This window comes from Streptomyces sp. WAC04114, assembly GCF_019733245.1.
In the GTDB taxonomy this organism is placed as follows: Bacteria; Actinomycetota; Actinomycetes; order Streptomycetales; family Streptomycetaceae; genus Streptomyces; species Streptomyces massasporeus_A.
Genome location: NZ_JAIGQA010000105.1, coordinates 1 through 14,413 on the forward strand (window position 1 = coordinate 1; position 14,413 = coordinate 14,413).

The 14,413-nt window shown below is 73.2% G+C and carries 16 protein-coding genes; 5 read left to right on the plus strand and 11 right to left on the minus strand.

What is annotated here, in order from left to right:
• The 5 genes from K4G64_RS24430 to K4G64_RS24450 form a co-directional block, all read left to right on the plus strand.
• On the plus strand, nucleotides 1-950 hold a 950-nt coding region (locus K4G64_RS24430; protein WP_221758155.1), incomplete at its 5' end, for an ADP-ribosylglycohydrolase family protein.
• A gap of 7 nt (nucleotides 951-957) precedes the next feature.
• Complete coding sequence (locus K4G64_RS24435; RefSeq protein ID WP_221758156.1) at nucleotides 958-2,127, plus strand: ADP-ribosylglycohydrolase family protein; 1,170 nt, start codon at nucleotides 958-960, stop codon at nucleotides 2,125-2,127.
• Nucleotides 2,115-3,476, plus strand: a complete 1,362-nt coding sequence (locus K4G64_RS24440; protein WP_221758157.1) for an ADP-ribosylglycohydrolase family protein — start codon at nucleotides 2,115-2,117, stop codon at nucleotides 3,474-3,476. The genes K4G64_RS24435 and K4G64_RS24440 overlap by 13 nt, the downstream gene beginning before the upstream one ends.
• Nucleotides 3,473-4,672, plus strand: a complete 1,200-nt coding sequence (locus K4G64_RS24445; protein ID WP_221758158.1) for a CaiB/BaiF CoA-transferase family protein — start codon at nucleotides 3,473-3,475, stop codon at nucleotides 4,670-4,672. The genes K4G64_RS24440 and K4G64_RS24445 overlap by 4 nt, the downstream gene beginning before the upstream one ends.
• The gene (locus K4G64_RS24450; protein ID WP_221758159.1) at nucleotides 4,669-5,484 is read left to right on the plus strand and encodes a CoA ester lyase; all 816 of its coding nucleotides are present in this window, start codon (nucleotides 4,669-4,671) and stop codon (nucleotides 5,482-5,484) included. The genes K4G64_RS24445 and K4G64_RS24450 overlap by 4 nt, the downstream gene beginning before the upstream one ends.
• 63 nt (nucleotides 5,485-5,547) lie before the next feature.
• Here the strand turns inward: K4G64_RS24450 and lgt are convergent, their stop codons facing one another.
• The 11 genes from lgt to hisI form a co-directional block, all read right to left on the minus strand.
• Nucleotides 5,548-6,519: a prolipoprotein diacylglyceryl transferase gene (gene lgt, locus K4G64_RS24455; RefSeq protein WP_221758160.1), complete on the minus strand. Its 972-nt coding sequence runs from the start codon at nucleotides 6,517-6,519 to the stop codon at nucleotides 5,548-5,550.
• 83 nt (nucleotides 6,520-6,602) lie between these two features.
• Nucleotides 6,603-7,379 carry a thioredoxin domain-containing protein gene (locus K4G64_RS24460; RefSeq protein ID WP_221758161.1) on the minus strand — a complete coding sequence of 259 codons (777 nt, stop codon included), beginning with the start codon at nucleotides 7,377-7,379 and terminating at the stop codon, nucleotides 6,603-6,605.
• A gap of 86 nt (nucleotides 7,380-7,465) precedes the next feature.
• Nucleotides 7,466-8,284 (minus strand): tryptophan synthase subunit alpha, encoded by an 819-nt coding sequence (trpA, locus tag K4G64_RS24465; protein ID WP_221758162.1) that lies wholly within the window; start codon nucleotides 8,282-8,284, stop codon nucleotides 7,466-7,468.
• The gene (trpB, locus tag K4G64_RS24470) at nucleotides 8,281-9,564 is read right to left on the minus strand and encodes a tryptophan synthase subunit beta (RefSeq protein WP_221758163.1); all 1,284 of its coding nucleotides are present in this window, start codon (nucleotides 9,562-9,564) and stop codon (nucleotides 8,281-8,283) included. Before trpB ends, trpA begins: the two co-directional genes overlap by 4 nt.
• 133 nt (nucleotides 9,565-9,697) lie before the next feature.
• Nucleotides 9,698-9,865 (minus strand): tryptophan biosynthesis modulator TrpM, encoded by a 168-nt coding sequence (gene trpM / locus K4G64_RS24475; protein ID WP_184912475.1) that lies wholly within the window; start codon nucleotides 9,863-9,865, stop codon nucleotides 9,698-9,700.
• A 21-nt stretch (nucleotides 9,866-9,886) separates the two neighbouring features.
• On the minus strand, nucleotides 9,887-10,696 hold the full coding sequence (trpC, locus tag K4G64_RS24480; RefSeq protein ID WP_030848367.1) for an indole-3-glycerol phosphate synthase TrpC: 810 nt from the start codon (nucleotides 10,694-10,696) through the stop codon (nucleotides 9,887-9,889).
• A 185-nt stretch (nucleotides 10,697-10,881) separates the two neighbouring features.
• On the minus strand, nucleotides 10,882-11,316 hold the full coding sequence (locus K4G64_RS24485) for a DUF2752 domain-containing protein (RefSeq protein ID WP_221758164.1): 435 nt from the start codon (nucleotides 11,314-11,316) through the stop codon (nucleotides 10,882-10,884).
• A 92-nt stretch (nucleotides 11,317-11,408) separates the two neighbouring features.
• A complete protein-coding gene (locus tag K4G64_RS24490) occupies nucleotides 11,409-11,660 on the minus strand; it encodes an HGxxPAAW family protein (RefSeq protein WP_030848361.1) in 252 nt (83 codons plus the stop codon).
• Between the two features lie 122 nt (nucleotides 11,661-11,782).
• Nucleotides 11,783-12,424, minus strand: coding sequence for a TIGR02234 family membrane protein (locus K4G64_RS24495; protein ID WP_221758165.1), 642 nt, complete (start codon nucleotides 12,422-12,424; stop codon nucleotides 11,783-11,785).
• Nucleotides 12,425-12,465: 41 nt separating this feature from the next.
• A complete protein-coding gene (locus tag K4G64_RS24500) occupies nucleotides 12,466-13,947 on the minus strand; it encodes an anthranilate synthase component I (RefSeq protein ID WP_221758166.1) in 1,482 nt (493 codons plus the stop codon).
• Nucleotides 13,948-13,958: 11 nt separating this feature from the next.
• Nucleotides 13,959-14,345 (minus strand): phosphoribosyl-AMP cyclohydrolase, encoded by a 387-nt coding sequence (hisI, locus tag K4G64_RS24505; protein ID WP_221758167.1) that lies wholly within the window; start codon nucleotides 14,343-14,345, stop codon nucleotides 13,959-13,961.
• Nucleotides 14,346-14,413 lie beyond the last annotated feature (68 nt).

Sequence of the window (14,413 nt, forward strand, 5' to 3'; positions counted from 1 at the left end):
CCATCGCTCTGAACCAGCCCCCCGAGCCCCTCCGCCTCGGCCCCTCCGACGACGCCGAATGGGCGGCCTTCGCCGCTGAAGCCCTCCTGCGCGCGGGCGACGACACCGTCCGAGACGACCTCAGCCGCGAACGCCGCACCCGGGCCGCCATCGACCTCACCTGGAACGCCCTCGCCGCCGAGGTCGCCGCCGCGACGAACCGCGCCCCCGAGATCGAGTCCGCCGTCCTCCCCCTGCGCGCGCGCATCTCCGTCCGTGCCGGCCTCGGCAACCTCGCCACCGGCCTGCGCCCGCCCGCCACCGGCCACGACAACCCGCACTACTTCGACGACGCCGCCTGCGTACGCGCCTGCGTCCTGGCCGTGGCCCACCCCGGCGATCCCCGCAGCGCCGCCGGCCTCGCCGAGTTCGACGCCCGCTACACCCAGGACGGCGACGGCGTCCACGGCGCCCGCGCGATGGCGGCGGCCCTCGCCCTCGCCCTGGCCGGCGCGGACGTCGACGCGTGCGTCACCGCGGCCCTCACCGAGTTGCCCGAGGAGACGGAGATCGGCCGCAACGCCCGGCAGGCCCTGACGCTCGCCGCCGCCGCGGACAGCGCCTTCGCCCTGGTCCCGCCCCTGGAGCACCAGATCGTCGACCACGTCTACAGCTACGGCATCGCCGCCGCCGAGACGGTCCCGGTCGCCCTCGCCCTGGCCACCGCCGCCCGCGGCCGTATCGCGCAGGCGGTCCCGGCCGCGGCCTGCCTGTCCCGCGTCGCGGACTCCGCCCCCGCCCTGGCGGGCGCCCTCACCGGCGCCCTCGGCGGCGGCGCCTCGATCCCCGCCTCCTGGCGGGAGACCTGCCGCACCCTGTCCGGCTGCGTCCTCCCCCGCCTCACCGGCACGGACCTCGTGGAACTCGCCGAACTCCTGGAAGCGGTGCAACCGGCCCACCCGGGTGGATGATGCGGCCATGCAGCCCAAAACCCACCAAAACGCCCCGCTGGACGAGCGGATCACCGGAGCCCTGGTCGGCGCCGCCGTCGGCGACGCGCTCGGCGGCCCCGTCGAGGGCTACTCGCCCGAGCAGATCCTCGAACGCCACGGCGGTCGCGTGCACGGCATCGTCGGCCCCTGGCACGGCGACGACTGGCGCACGGCCCGCCCCCTCGCCCCGTACCACAAGGGCGACGGGCACGTCACCGACGACACCTTGATGACCCACGCCTTGGTCCGCGTCTACGCCCGGGTCCGTGACCACCTCGATGCCTACGCCATCGCCGACCACCTGGTCCCGGACCTGATGACCGAGCCGCGCTGGATCCCGGAACTGGAGGGCGAGGCCCTCCCCCTCCAGCGGATCTTCCTGGCGGAGAAGTGGCTGGTGACGAGGATCCACTACGGCCACGCCGACCCGCGCGAGGCCGGCAGCGGCAACATCGTCAACTGCGGCGCGGCGATGTACATGGCCCCGGTCGGCCTGGTCAACGCGGCCGACCCGCGGGCGGCGTACGCCGAGGCCCTCGACGTCGCCGGCGCGCACCAGTCGTCGTACGGCCGTGAGGCGGCCGGTGTCCTGGCCGCGGCGGTGGCAGCGGCGTGCACCCCCGGCGCGACCCCGGACTCGGTGGTCTCGACGTGTCTCGCCCTCGCGAAGGACGGCACCCGCGACGCGATCGAGCGGGTCTGCGAGGAGGCGGCCCGCCACACGGACTTCGAGTCGGCGCTGCGCCCGCTGCGCGAGGCGGTGACCCCGTACGACACGGTCGGCCCCGACTACCGGGCGCCCTCGCTCGGCGCCCGCCGTCCGTCCCGCCTGCACGCGATCGAGGAACTGCCCGTCGCGCTGGGCATGGTGCTCGTCGCGCGGGGCGACTACCGTCACGCCGTCCTCGGTGCGGTGAACTACGGCCGTGACTGCGACTCCATCGCCACGATGGCCGGAGCCGTGGCCGGGGCCCTGGGCTCACCGGTTCCGGAGGACTGGGCCAAGACGGTCGCGGAGGCCAGCCGCCTGGACCTCTGGGAACCGGCGGCCACCCTCACCGCCGTGACCCGCGAGATCTTCGACCGGGACGTGGCCCGCCGCCGCGCCCACGAGAAGGCCTTCGCGTCCCTCGGAGGACCGGCATGCTCCGACTGACCTGGGTCCAGCCGGAGGACCTGCTCGGCCACGAGCTCCGCCAGGCGGCCCAGGACGGCCGCGAGCCGAAGGCGGTCGCGGCCCGCTGGCGAGCGGCGGGCGGCCCCGAGGCCCCGGCCACCGCGGGCGCCTCCCCCACCCCGGCGTCCCGCTACCTCCGTCAGCTGGCGGAAGACCTCCTGGACGAACTGGCCGATCTGCCGAGCGCGTCGGCGGACGACGAACCCACGGACCTGGGCAGGATCCGGTCCGCCTGCCCCGACTGGCCAGAGCCGGTGGGCACCCCGGCCACCACCCCGCACGCCCTGGAGGCCGCCTGGCTCGGCCGCGCCACCGGCTGCCTCCTCGGCAAACCGGTCGAGAAGCTCCCCCTCGACGCCATCCGCCGACTCGCCCGGGCCACCGGCAACTGGCCCGTCACCACCTACTTCACCGCCCGGGGCGTCCCGGAGGAACTCCTCGCACGGCACCCCTGGAACCGCCGCTCGGCGCCCACCTCCCTCGCCGAGAACATCGACGGCATGCCCGAGGACGACGACCTCAACTACCCCCTGATCAACCTCGTCCTCCTGCAACGCCACGGCAGGACGTTCACCACCACGGACGTGGCCCGCACCTGGCTCGACGAGCTCCCCGCCGGCCGCACCTTCACCGCCGAACGCATCGCCTACCGCAACCTCCTCTGCGGCCTGGAACCCCCGCACACCGCTCGCCACCGCAACCCGTTCCGCGAATGGATCGGCGCCCTGATCCGCGCCGACGTCCACGGCTGGACCAACCCCGGCCACCCGGCCGCGGCAGCCGAACAGGCGCACCGGGACGCCACCCTCACGCACACCGCCAACGGCGTCTACGCGGCGATGTTCACGGCGGCCGTCATCGCGACGGCGGCGACCGGCGACCACGACGTCCACACCTGCCTGCGCACCGGCCTCACCGTCGTCCCACCGCGTTCCCGCCTGGCCCGCGCCGTCCGCCAGGCCGTGCGACTCGCGCACGAGCACACGGACTTCGACTCGGTCGTCGACGCACTCCACGCCACCCACGCCGGCACCCACCACTGGGTGCACGCCGTCCCCAACACCGCCCTGATCGCCGCCGCCCTCACCCACGCGCACGGCGACTTCGACGGCTCCATCTGCCGTGCCGTGAGCGGCGGTTGGGACACCGACTCCAACGGCGCCACGGCCGGCTCCGTCGCCGGGCTGCTGGCCGGGCACCCCGCGGCGCTCCCCGACCGCTGGACGGCACCCCTGAAGAACCGGCTGGCCACCTCCATCGGCGACTTCGACGGCATCGGCTTCGACACCCTCGCCCACCTCACGCACCGGGAGACCCGCCGCCCATGACCGCGTCCACGACCTCGCCCCTCGAAGGCCTGCGTGTCCTCGACCTCGCCACCCTCTTCGCCGGCCCTATGGCCGCCACCCTGCTCGGCGACTTCGGCGCCGAGGTCGTCAAGATCGAGCACCCGGGCAAGCCGGACCCTTCCCGCGGCCACGGCCCGTCGAAGGACGGCGTGGGCCTGTGGTGGAAGATGCTCGGCCGCAACAAGCGCACCATGACCCTGGACCTGTCGAAGCCCGGCGGCCGCGCCACCCTCCTGCGCCTGGCCGCCGGCACCGACGTGATCATCGAGAACTTCCGCCCCGGCACCCTGGAGAAGTGGGACCTGGGCTGGCCGGAACTGTCCGCCGTCAACCCGCGCCTGGTCCTGGCCCGTGTCACCGGCTTCGGCCAGTTCGGCCCCTACGCGCACCGCCCCGGCTTCGGCACCCTCGCCGAGGCGATGAGCGGCTTCGCCGCGATCACCGGCGAACCGGACTCGCCCCCGACCCTCCCGCCGTTCGGCCTGGCCGACTCCATCGCGGGCCTGACGACGGCGTACGCGGTGATGACGGCCCTCGCCGCCCGCGAGCGCACCGGCGAGGGCCAGGTCGTGGACATGGCCCTGATCGAGCCGATCCTGGCCGCCCTCGGCCCCCAGCCCCTCTGGTACGACCAGCTCGGTCATGTCCAGCCCCGCACCGGCAACCGCTCCCCCAACAACGCCCCGCGCGGCGTCTACCGCACAGCGGACGGTACCTGGGTCGCCGTCTCCACCTCGGCCCAGTCGGTCGCGGAACGCGTGATGCACCTGGTCGGCCGCCCGGAACTGATCGACGAGCCCTGGTTCGCCTCGGGCGCCGACCGCGCCCGGCACGCGGACGTCCTGGACGAGGCGGTCGGCGGCTGGATCGCCGCCCGCACCCGCACCGACGTCCTGGCCGCCTTCGAGAAGGCCGAGGCGGCGGTCGCCCCGGTCCAGGACGTCCGGGACGTGATGGCGGACCCGCAGTACCAGGCCCTGGGCACCATCACCACCGTCGACGACCCCGAACTCGGCCCGCTGCGCATGCAGAACGTCCTCTTCCGGCTCTCCGCCACGCCCGGCACGATCCGCTGGGCCGGCCGCCCGCACGGCGCCGACACCGAGGAGATCCTCACCGAGCTGGGCCTGACCCCGGACGACGTCTCGGCGCTGCGCGCAGAGGGCGCCCTGTGACGGCGTACCCGCTCACCTGGCTCTACGCCCCGGGCGACCGTCCTCAGGTGGTCGAGAAGGCCCTCACCTCCGGCGCCGACGTCGTCGTCGTCGACCTGGAGGACGCCGTCGCCTCCGACCGCAAGGACTACGCCCGCGCCGCCACCGCCGACCTGCTCGCACACGCCCCGGCCGTCCCGGTCCACGTAAGGGTCAATGCCCTGGCCAGCCCCTGGGGCGAGCGGGACATCGCGGCCCTGGCCCCGACTCCCGGGCTCTCCGGTCTCCGCCTCGCCAAGATCACCTCACCCGCCGAGGTCGCCCATGTGGCACGCCGGGCCGCCCGGGCCGACCTGTACGCCCTGCTGGAGACGGCCCTCGCCGTGGAGCAGGCATACGTCATCGCCTGCTCCCACCCGAACCTGCGGGGCATCGCACTGGGCGAGGCCGACCTGCGGGCCGACCTCGGGGTGCGCGACGACACCGGTCTCGACTGGCCCCGCTCCCGGGTGGTCGTGGCGGCCCGGGCCGCGGGCCTGCCCCCGCCGCCGCAGTCCGTCCACCCGGACACCCGCGACCTGGACGGGCTCGCGGCCTCCTGCGCCCACGGCCGCGCCCTGGGGTTCCTGGGCCGCGCCGCGATCCACCCCCGCCAGCTGCCGGTGATCGAACGCGCCTATCTGCCCAGCGAGGCGGAGATCGAGCGGGCGGAGACGGTGCTCAAGGCGGCCGCCACGGATCAGGGCGCCCAGGCCCTGCCCGACGGCCGCTTCGTCGACGCGGCGGTGGTGACGGCGGCCCAGCGCACCCTGTCCCTGGCGCGCCGCCGCTGACGTGCCGAGAGCGCCCGGGGAGCTCTCCCCGGGCGCTCTCGGTTCGTCAGATACAGCGGGTCGTCAGGTCTTCTTGCCCGACCCGGCCTCGTCCTTGGCGTCCGCCCCGGCTTCGGTCTCGTTCGTGTCGTCCTTGCCGGCGTCCGCGGACGTGTCGGCCTCGGACGTGCCGGTGTCCTCGGACTTCTCGCCGCCGTCGGCGTCGTCACCGGAGGTCACGGCACCGGGCTCCACGACGTCCTCGCGCCCGGGCCGCTTCTTGGACGACACCACCACGTAGGTCACCGCGAGCAGGAACACCAGGATCGCGGTCCAGACGTTCAGCCGGAGCCCGAGGATGTGGTGGGCGTCGTCGACGCGCATGTACTCGATCCACGCCCGGCCCGCGCAGTACGCGGCGACGTACAGCGCGAACGCCCGGCCGTGTCCGAGACGGAAGCGGCGGTCCGCCCAGATGACGAGGAACGCCACACCGATGCACCACAGCGACTCGTAGAGGAACGTCGGGTGGTACGTGCCCGGCACCCGGCCGTCCGACGAGGAGGTGATCTCCAGGGCCCACGGCAGATCGGTGGGCTTGCCGTACAGCTCCTGGTTGAACCAGTTGCCCCAGCGGCCGATCGCCTGCGCGAAGGCGATGCCCGGCGCGACGGCGTCGGCGTAGGCGGGCAGCGGGATGCCGCGGCGACGGCAGCCGATCCACGCGCCCAGCGCGCCGAACGCGATCGCGCCCCAGATGCCGAGGCCGCCCTCCCAGATCTTGAAGGCGTCCACCCAGTCACGGCCCTCGCTGAAGTACAGCTGGTAGTCCGTGATCACGTGGTAGAGCCGACCGCCGACGAGACCGAAGGGCACGGCCCAGACAGCGATGTCGGCCACCGTGCCGGCCCGCCCGCCCCGGGCGATCCAGCGCTTGTTGCCGAGCCAGACCGCGACGAAGACGCCGATGATGATGCAGAACGCGTAGCCGCGCAGCGGAATGGGGCCGAGGTACAGCACCCCGCGTGACGGGCTGGGAATGAAGGCAAGTTCCATGGCAAGGTCGACGCTACCGTGCCGCACCGGGCCCGCGGCAGGCAGCCCGGCTACGGGTCCATAACGGGGGCGTGAGAAGACCCTTACTCCTTGTTCGCCTCCTGCACCATCTGCTTCAGCTTGGCCGGGGTCATCGTCCGGTCCTGGTAGATGTTCTCGCCGTCGAACAGCACGGTCGGCGTGCCCGAGAAGCCGCCCTTGTTGAAGGCCTGGTGGGACTTGGCGACCCAGCCGTTGTGCGTGCCCTTCTCGACGCAGGTGCGGAAGGCGGGGGTGTCCAGGCCGTCGACCTTGCCGGCCAGCTCGATCAGCTTGGCGTTGTCCGCGAAGGCGTCGTCGACCTCAGGGGGCTGGTTGTCGAAGAGCACGTCGTGGTACGCGGGGAATTTCCCGGCGTCCTGGGCGCAGGCCGCGGCGTTGGCCGCGTTGCGGGAGCCGGTGCCGCGCATGTTGCCGTCGATGAGGGTGACCAGGTGGTACTCCACCTTCAGCTCGCCGGCGTTCGTCAGCTCGTGGATCACCGGCCGGTACGCCGTCTCGAAGGACTTGCACGCGGGGCAGCGGAAGTCCTCCCACACCGTGAGCGTGGACTTGGCGCTGTCCTTGCCGACCGGGATGGCCAGGCTGTCCTTGCCCTGGGCCCCCGAGGGCGCCACGACCGGGCCCGAGGCCTCGCTGTCGTCGTCCTTGCCGGCGTTGGCCGCGATGACGCCGATCACGGCCGCGAGTCCCAGGACGGCGACGATGGCCCCGCCCACGATCAGCGCGCGCCGGCGCTTGTCCGCGGACTTCTGCTTCTCGCGCTCGACCGCCAGCTTCTCCCGGGCGGTGCGCTTTCCCTCACGGTTCTTCTCGCTCACACCCCGGAAACGAACCGGGGAGGCGCAGCGCGCCTCCCCGGCCCCGGGTCCACCCGTACGAGGGACCGGTATGACTTCCGACGTTCTTACGCCTGTCCGCGCACGCCCTTGGCGAGGTCACCGGCGAGCGCGCGCACGGCCTCGACACCGGCCGCGTCGTCCGTGGCGTCCAGCATGGCCTTGACGAAGGCCGAGCCGACGATCACGCCGTCGGCGAAGCCGGCGACCTCGGCGGCCTGGGCGGGGCTGGAGACGCCGAGCCCGACGCAGACCGGCAGGTCCGTCCCCGTGGCCCGGGTGCGTTCCACCAGGTCCTGGGCCTGATTGCTGACGCTGGCGCGGGTGCCGGTGACGCCCATGAGGGAGGCGGCGTAGACGAAGCCGCTGCCCGCCGCGGTGATCTGCGCGAGACGCTCGTCCTTGCTGCTGGGGGCGACGACGAAGACGGTGGCGAGACCGTGCTTCTCCGCGTGCTCCCTCCACAGCGCCGACTCCTGCACGGGCAGGTCGGGCAGGATGCACCCGGCGCCGCCCGCCTCGGCGAGCTCGGCGGTGAACCGCTCGACGCCGTAGCGGTCGACGGGGTTCCAGTACGTCATGACGAGGATCGGCTTGCCGGTGGCGGCGTGGGCCTCGCGGACCGTGCGCATCACGTCGGCGATCTTCACACCGCCGCGCAGGGCGATGTCGTCGGCGGTCTGGATGACGGGTCCGTCGAGGACGGGGTCGCTGTGCGGCAGGCCCACCTCGACGACGTCGGCGCCGCCGTCGATGACGGCCTTGATCGCCTCGATGCCGCCGTCCACGGTCGGGAACCCGGCCGGGAGGTAGGCGATGAGGGCGGAGCGCCCTTCGGACCTGGCCGCGGCGAGGGTGTCGCTCAACAGCTCGATGTTGCCGCTCACTTGGCGTCCCCCTCGATCTCGGCGGTGCCGGAGGCGTCCTCGGCGACCTCGGCGTCGGTGTCGTACAGGCCGAAGTAGCGCGCGGCGGTGTCCATGTCCTTGTCGCCGCGGCCGGACAGATTGACCACGATCAGCCCGTCCTTGCCGAGCTCCTTGCCGACCTCCAGGGCGCCGGCCAGCGCGTGGGCGCTCTCGATGGCCGGGATGATGCCCTCGGTGCGCGACAGCAGCCGCAGGGCCTGCATCGCCGCGTCGTCGGTGACCGCCCGGTACTCGCCGCGGCCGGAGTCCTTCAGGTAGGCGTGCTCCGGGCCGATGCCCGGGTAGTCCAGACCGGCCGAGATGGAGTACGGCTCGGTGATCTGGCCCTCGTCGTCCTGGAGGACGTAGGAGCGGGAGCCGTGCAGGATGCCGGGCTCGCCCGCGGTCAGGGTCGCCGCGTGCTCGCCGGTCTCGACGCCGTGCCCGGCCGGTTCGCAGCCGATGAGGCGGACGTCGGTGTCGGGGATGAAGGCGTGGAAGAGGCCGATGGCGTTGGAGCCGCCGCCGACGCAGGCGACGGCCGCGTCGGGCAGGCGTCCGGCCCGCTCCAGGAGCTGGCGGCGGGCCTCGACGCCGATGACCCGGTGGAAGTCGCGGACCATCGCCGGGAAGGGGTGCGGTCCGGCGACGGTGCCGAAGAGGTAGTGGGTGTGGTCGACGTTGGCGACCCAGTCGCGGAAGGCCTCGTTGATGGCGTCCTTCAGCGTGCGGCTGCCGGACTTCACGGCGATGACCTCGGCGCCGAGCATGCGCATGCGGGCGACGTTGAGTGCCTGGCGCCGGGTGTCGATCTCGCCCATGTAGATGGTGCAGTCGAGGCCGAACAGCGCACAGGCGGTGGCGGTGGCCACGCCGTGCTGGCCGGCGCCCGTCTCGGCGATGACCCGGGTCTTGCCCATGCGCTTGGTGAGCAGGGCCTGGCCGAGGACGTTGTTGATCTTGTGGGAGCCGGTGTGGTTGAGGTCTTCCCGCTTCAGGAAGATCCGGGCGCCGCCCGCTTCCGCGGCGAAGCGGGGGACCTCGGTGAGGGAGCTGGGGCGGCCGGTGTAGTTGACCAGGAGGTCGTCGAGTTCCTTGGCGAACTCCGGGTCGTGCTTGGCCTTGTCGTACTCGACGGCGACCTCGTCCACTGCGGCGACGAGGGCCTCGGGGATGAACTTGCCGCCGAATGCCCCGAAGTAGCCTTCGGGGCTGGGGGTTTGACCCTCCGGGTCGGGGATGAAGAACTGGCTGGGCATGCGAATACCTCACGGTGAGTGTGTTGAATGCACTAGTCGCCGTGGGGCCGGGGATCGGTTGTTGACCGCGGGCCGTCAGTGGCCGGTCGCGCCCGCGCGGCGGTAGCCGCACATCAAACAGAGCCCCGCGCCCCTAGAGGGCGCGCTGCCATCGCATGCCGTTGACCTGCCCGGGTTCGTCACCGATGACGTAGCGCACGCGGCGGCCGTGGATCCGGCGGGCCGGGGCGCGGCAGCCGCGGGGGCGGCAGCCGCGCGCGAGGCGGGCGTACCGGTCCACGGTCGTCATGGTGGGAGTCATCGGGGCAAGCCTAGCGGGTGATCAGCTCCGGCCGTGCCGGAGCGCGGGGTGCTCGCCGGCCGCCACCAGGTCCGAGACCGCCGTCCTCGGGTCCTTGCCGGTGACGAGGGACTCGCCGACCAGGACCGCGTCGGCGCCGGCGTTGGCGTACGCGATGAGGTCGTGCGGGCCGCGGACGCCGGACTCGGCGATCTTGATGATGTGGTCGGGGATCTCCGGCGCCACCCGCTCGAAGGTGCCGCGGTCGACCTCGAGGGTCTTGAGGTTGCGCGCGTTGACGCCGATCACGCGGGCGCCGGCGTCGACCGCGCGCTCGACCTCGTCCTCGTCGTGCACCTCGACGAGCGGCGTGAGCCCGATGGACTCGGCGCGCTCGATGAGGGACTCCAGGGCGGGCTGGTCGAGGGCGGCGACGATCAGCAGCACGACGTCGGCGCCGTAGGCGCGGGCCTCCCACAGCTGGTACGACGTGACGATGAAGTCCTTGCGGAGGACCGGGATGTCCACGCGGGCGCGGACCGCCTCCAGGTCGGCGAGCGAGCCGCCGAAGCGGCGCTCCTCGGTCAGGACGGAGATGACGGCCGCGCCTCCCGCCTCGTAGTCCGCGGCGAGTCCGGCCGGGTCGGCGATCGCGGCCAGCGCGCCCTTGGAGGGGCTGGAGCGCTTGACCTCGCAGATGACCTTGACGCCGTCGCCGCGCAGTGCGGCCGCGCCGTCCTTGGCCGCGGGGGCCTTCGCCGCGCGCTCCTTGAGCTCGTCGAGGCTGACGCGCGCCTGCCGTTCCGCGAGGTCGGCACGGACTCCGTCGATGATCTCGTCGAGCACACTCACGCGAGCGGCCCCCTTCCAGACTCTTGACAGTTCCAGCGACCGATCGGAAACCGATGGTCATAGCGATGGTATCCGCAGCGGGGCGTAGGCCTCACATCCGGTTGACGGCGGTCCCTCCCCCACCCTCGAACCAGCTTCGCATGCTCGGGCGGGAGGTGCCCCCATACTGGACATCCGCCTGTTGATCAAGGATGGAGCCAGCCACCGAAGGGCAGGTTCCGGACAACGCTGAAGAGCAGCAGCAACGCCCCGAGGCCCCACACCAGCCCCGGACGCGGGTCGATCCGCAGGGGGCGCCCCCGGACCGCGTGGACCACCCATACGGTCCACAGCACGGCGAAGCCCAGATAGCCGAGGGTCGCGGGCGCGTTGGCGTGCAGCGCCGCGAGGAGGTCCCCGTGGACGAAGGCGTGTGCGCTGCGCAGGCCCCCGCAGCCGGGGCAGTAGAGGCCGGTGTAGCGCAGCAGCGGGCAGACGGGGTAGTGGCCGGGCTCGTTGGGATCCACCGTGCCCACGTAGGCGAAGGCGGCGGCGACGGCCGCGAGCGCACCGGCGGGGACGGCCAGTCGGCTCGGGACGCTCTGCGTCACCCTTCGGCTCTCGGCGTTCACGGTATGCATTGTGCCCCGCACGCGCGTGAGGGGCGGCTCCGGCACCCGTGTGCCAGGCCGCCCCTCACGTGAGGACGTGCTCCGCGGATCGTGCCGCGAGGTCAGCTCCCGGCGCCGGCCGGCTCGCGGTCGCCCGTGGTCCGGTGCGGCTGGTGCGCCTCCTTGGGCTGACCCAGGCCCATCATCCGCATGATGCCGCCGACGACACCGCCGAGCAGCACGACCACCATGCCCGCCCAGAAGCCCACCGGCTGGTCCAGCACCATGAACGCGCCCGAGACGCAGAAACCGATGAAGGCGATCGTGACACCGGTCCAGGCGGCCGGGGTGTGACCGTGGCTGCTGCCCGCCATTGCTTGCTCCTCGTTGCTGTGTGCGTGTCTGAGCAGGACGCTCGGAGTCATTGTCCCGCACGCGCGCCCGCGGGGTGAGCGGGGGTGCTCCCCAGGGGGTGCTCCCACACCCCCGGGTGGGTTCAGGCCCCGGTCGGGTCCTCGCCGCGGTCGAGTGCCTTCCACAGGTCCTCGGGCCGGTCGGGGTCGACGGCGGGGGCCTTGCGGCGCGGCTGGGGCGTCGTGCCGCGCTCGTAGCGGCCGGACATGGCGGGCCACAGCCGGCCGTAGCGCAGGGCGAGCAGTCCGGCCACGAGGATCAGGACGCCGCCGACGACCGCGACGTACGGCCAGGCGGTGTGGCTGAGGGCGTCGACGGAGGCCGAGGTGTCACCGGAGGCCTGGGCGGCCTGCTCGTCGAGCGCGGAGCTGTCGGCGGCGCCGAGCAGGGCAGCGGTGACGATGCCGACGCCGGAGAGCGCGAGCAGCGCGGCGACGACGAAGCGGCCGGCGCGGCGGACGGCGAACACGGCGACGAGCGCGGCGAGGCCCACTATGGCGAGCGCCGCGGGAACACCCGTGACGTCGCTGCCCTTGGCGGTCAGGGGGAAGGCGCCACCGGCCACCGTCGCGGTGCCCTGCGACCATTGCTGCCGGGTGGCGAGCAGCGCCACGGCGGCGCCGAGCGCGCCGCTCAGCAGGGCGACGGCGAGGCTCAGGCGGCCGGCCCGGGCGGATCCGGGGGCTTCGGAACGGGGGTGAGGTACAGCAGTCACGTACCCCACTATCGCCTGAACCCCGGGCGAACCGTCACCCGGGGTTCATCTCAGGCCTTTCCCAGCCGGTTCGCCGTGTGCACGGCCCGCAGCACCGCGGCCGCCTTGTTGCGGCACTCGGTGTCCTCGGCGACCGGGTCGGAGTCGGCGACGATGCCCGCCCCGGCCTGCACGTAGGCGGTGCCGTCACGCAGGAGGGCGGTGCGGATGGCGATGGCGGTGTCGGAGTCGCCGGCGAAGTCGAGGTAGCCGACGCAGCCGCCGTAGAGGCCGCGCCGGGAGGGTTCGAGTTCGTCGATGATCTGCATGGCGCGGGGCTTCGGGGCGCCGGAGAGGGTGCCGGCCGGGAAGCAGGCGGTGAGGACGTCGAAGGCGGTGCGTCCGGCGGCCACGCGGCCCGTCACCGTCGAGACGATGTGCATGACGTGCGAGTAGCGCTCGACGGACATGAAGTCCACCACCTCGACCGAGCCGGGTTCGCAGACCCGCCCCAGGTCGTTGCGCCCCAGGTCGACGAGCATGAGGTGCTCGGCGCGCTCCTTGGGGTCGGCGAGCAGCTCCTCGGCGAGGGCCTGGTCCTCCTGCGGGGTGGCGCCGCGCCAGCGGGTGCCGGCGATGGGGTGCACCATGGCCCGGCCGTCCTCGACCTTGACCAGGGCCTCGGGGGACGAGCCGACGACGTCGAACCCGTCGAAGCGGAACAGGTACATGTACGGGGACGGGTTGGTGGCCCGCAGGACCCGGTAGACGTCCAGCGCGCTCGCCGTGCACGGCGTCTCGAAGCGCTGGGAGGGCACCACCTGGAAGGCCTCGCCGGCCCGGATGCGCTCCTTGATGTCCTCGACGGCCTCCTGGAAGTCGGGCCCGCCCCAGAGCGCGGAGTACTCGGGGATCTCGGAGGGCGGCAGGACGGCGGGGGGCTGGGCCACCGCGCGCGAGAGGTCCGCCTCCATGGCGTCCAGACGGGCGATCGCGTCCGCGTACGCCTCGTCGACGCCGGTGTCGAGGTCGTTGTGGTTGATCGCGTTGGCGATCAGCAGGACCGAGCCCTCCCAGTGGTCCATGACGGCCAGGTCGCTGGTGAGGAGCATGGTCAGCTCGGGCAGCTTCAGATCGTCGCGCTCGCCGGGGCCGATCTTCTCCAGGCGGCGGACGATGTCGTAGCCGAGGTAGCCGACCATGCCGCCGGTGAAGGGCGGCATGCCCTCCTGGTGGGGTGTGTGCAGGGCCTCGATGGTGGCGCGCAGGGCGGCGAGGGGGTCACCGTCCGTGGGGACGCCGACGGGCGGGGCGCCGAGCCAGTGCGCCTGCCCGTCACGCGTGGTCAGCGTCGCGGCGGACCGCACGCCCACGAAGGAGTACCGGGACCAGGAGCGGCCGTTCTCCGCGGACTCCAGCAGGAAGGTGCCGGGGCGTTCGGCGGCGAGCTTGCGGTAGAGCGCGACCGGGGTGTCGCCGTCGGCGAGGAGCTTGCGGGTGACGGGGATGACCCGCCGGTCGGTGGCGAGCTTGCGGAAGGTCTCGAGGTCCATGGCCGCTGACCTTACTGATCGGCGGCGGAACCGTCGGGACCGCCGTCCTTGAGGAGCACGTCCGCGTCGAAGCAGGTGCGCGCGCCGGTGTGGCAGGCGGCGCCGACCTGGTCGACCTTGACGAGCACGGTGTCGGCGTCGCAGTCCAGGGCGACGGACTTCACCCACTGGAAGTGGCCGGAGGTGTCGCCCTTGACCCAGTACTCCCGGCGGCTGCGCGACCAGTAGGTGCACCGGCCGGTGGTCAGGGTGCGGTGCAGCGCCTCGTCGTCCATCCAGCCGAGCATGAGCACCTCTCCGGTGTCGTACTGCTGGGCGATGGCGGGCAGGAGACCGTCGGGGCTGCGCTTGAGGCGCGCGGCGATCTCCGGGTCGAGAGGGCTGGGCGTGCTGGTCATGGTGACCATTGTGCCGGGCGTCACCGACAGGGCTGGTGGAGTGTCCACTGGGCGGACCCGACGGCCGG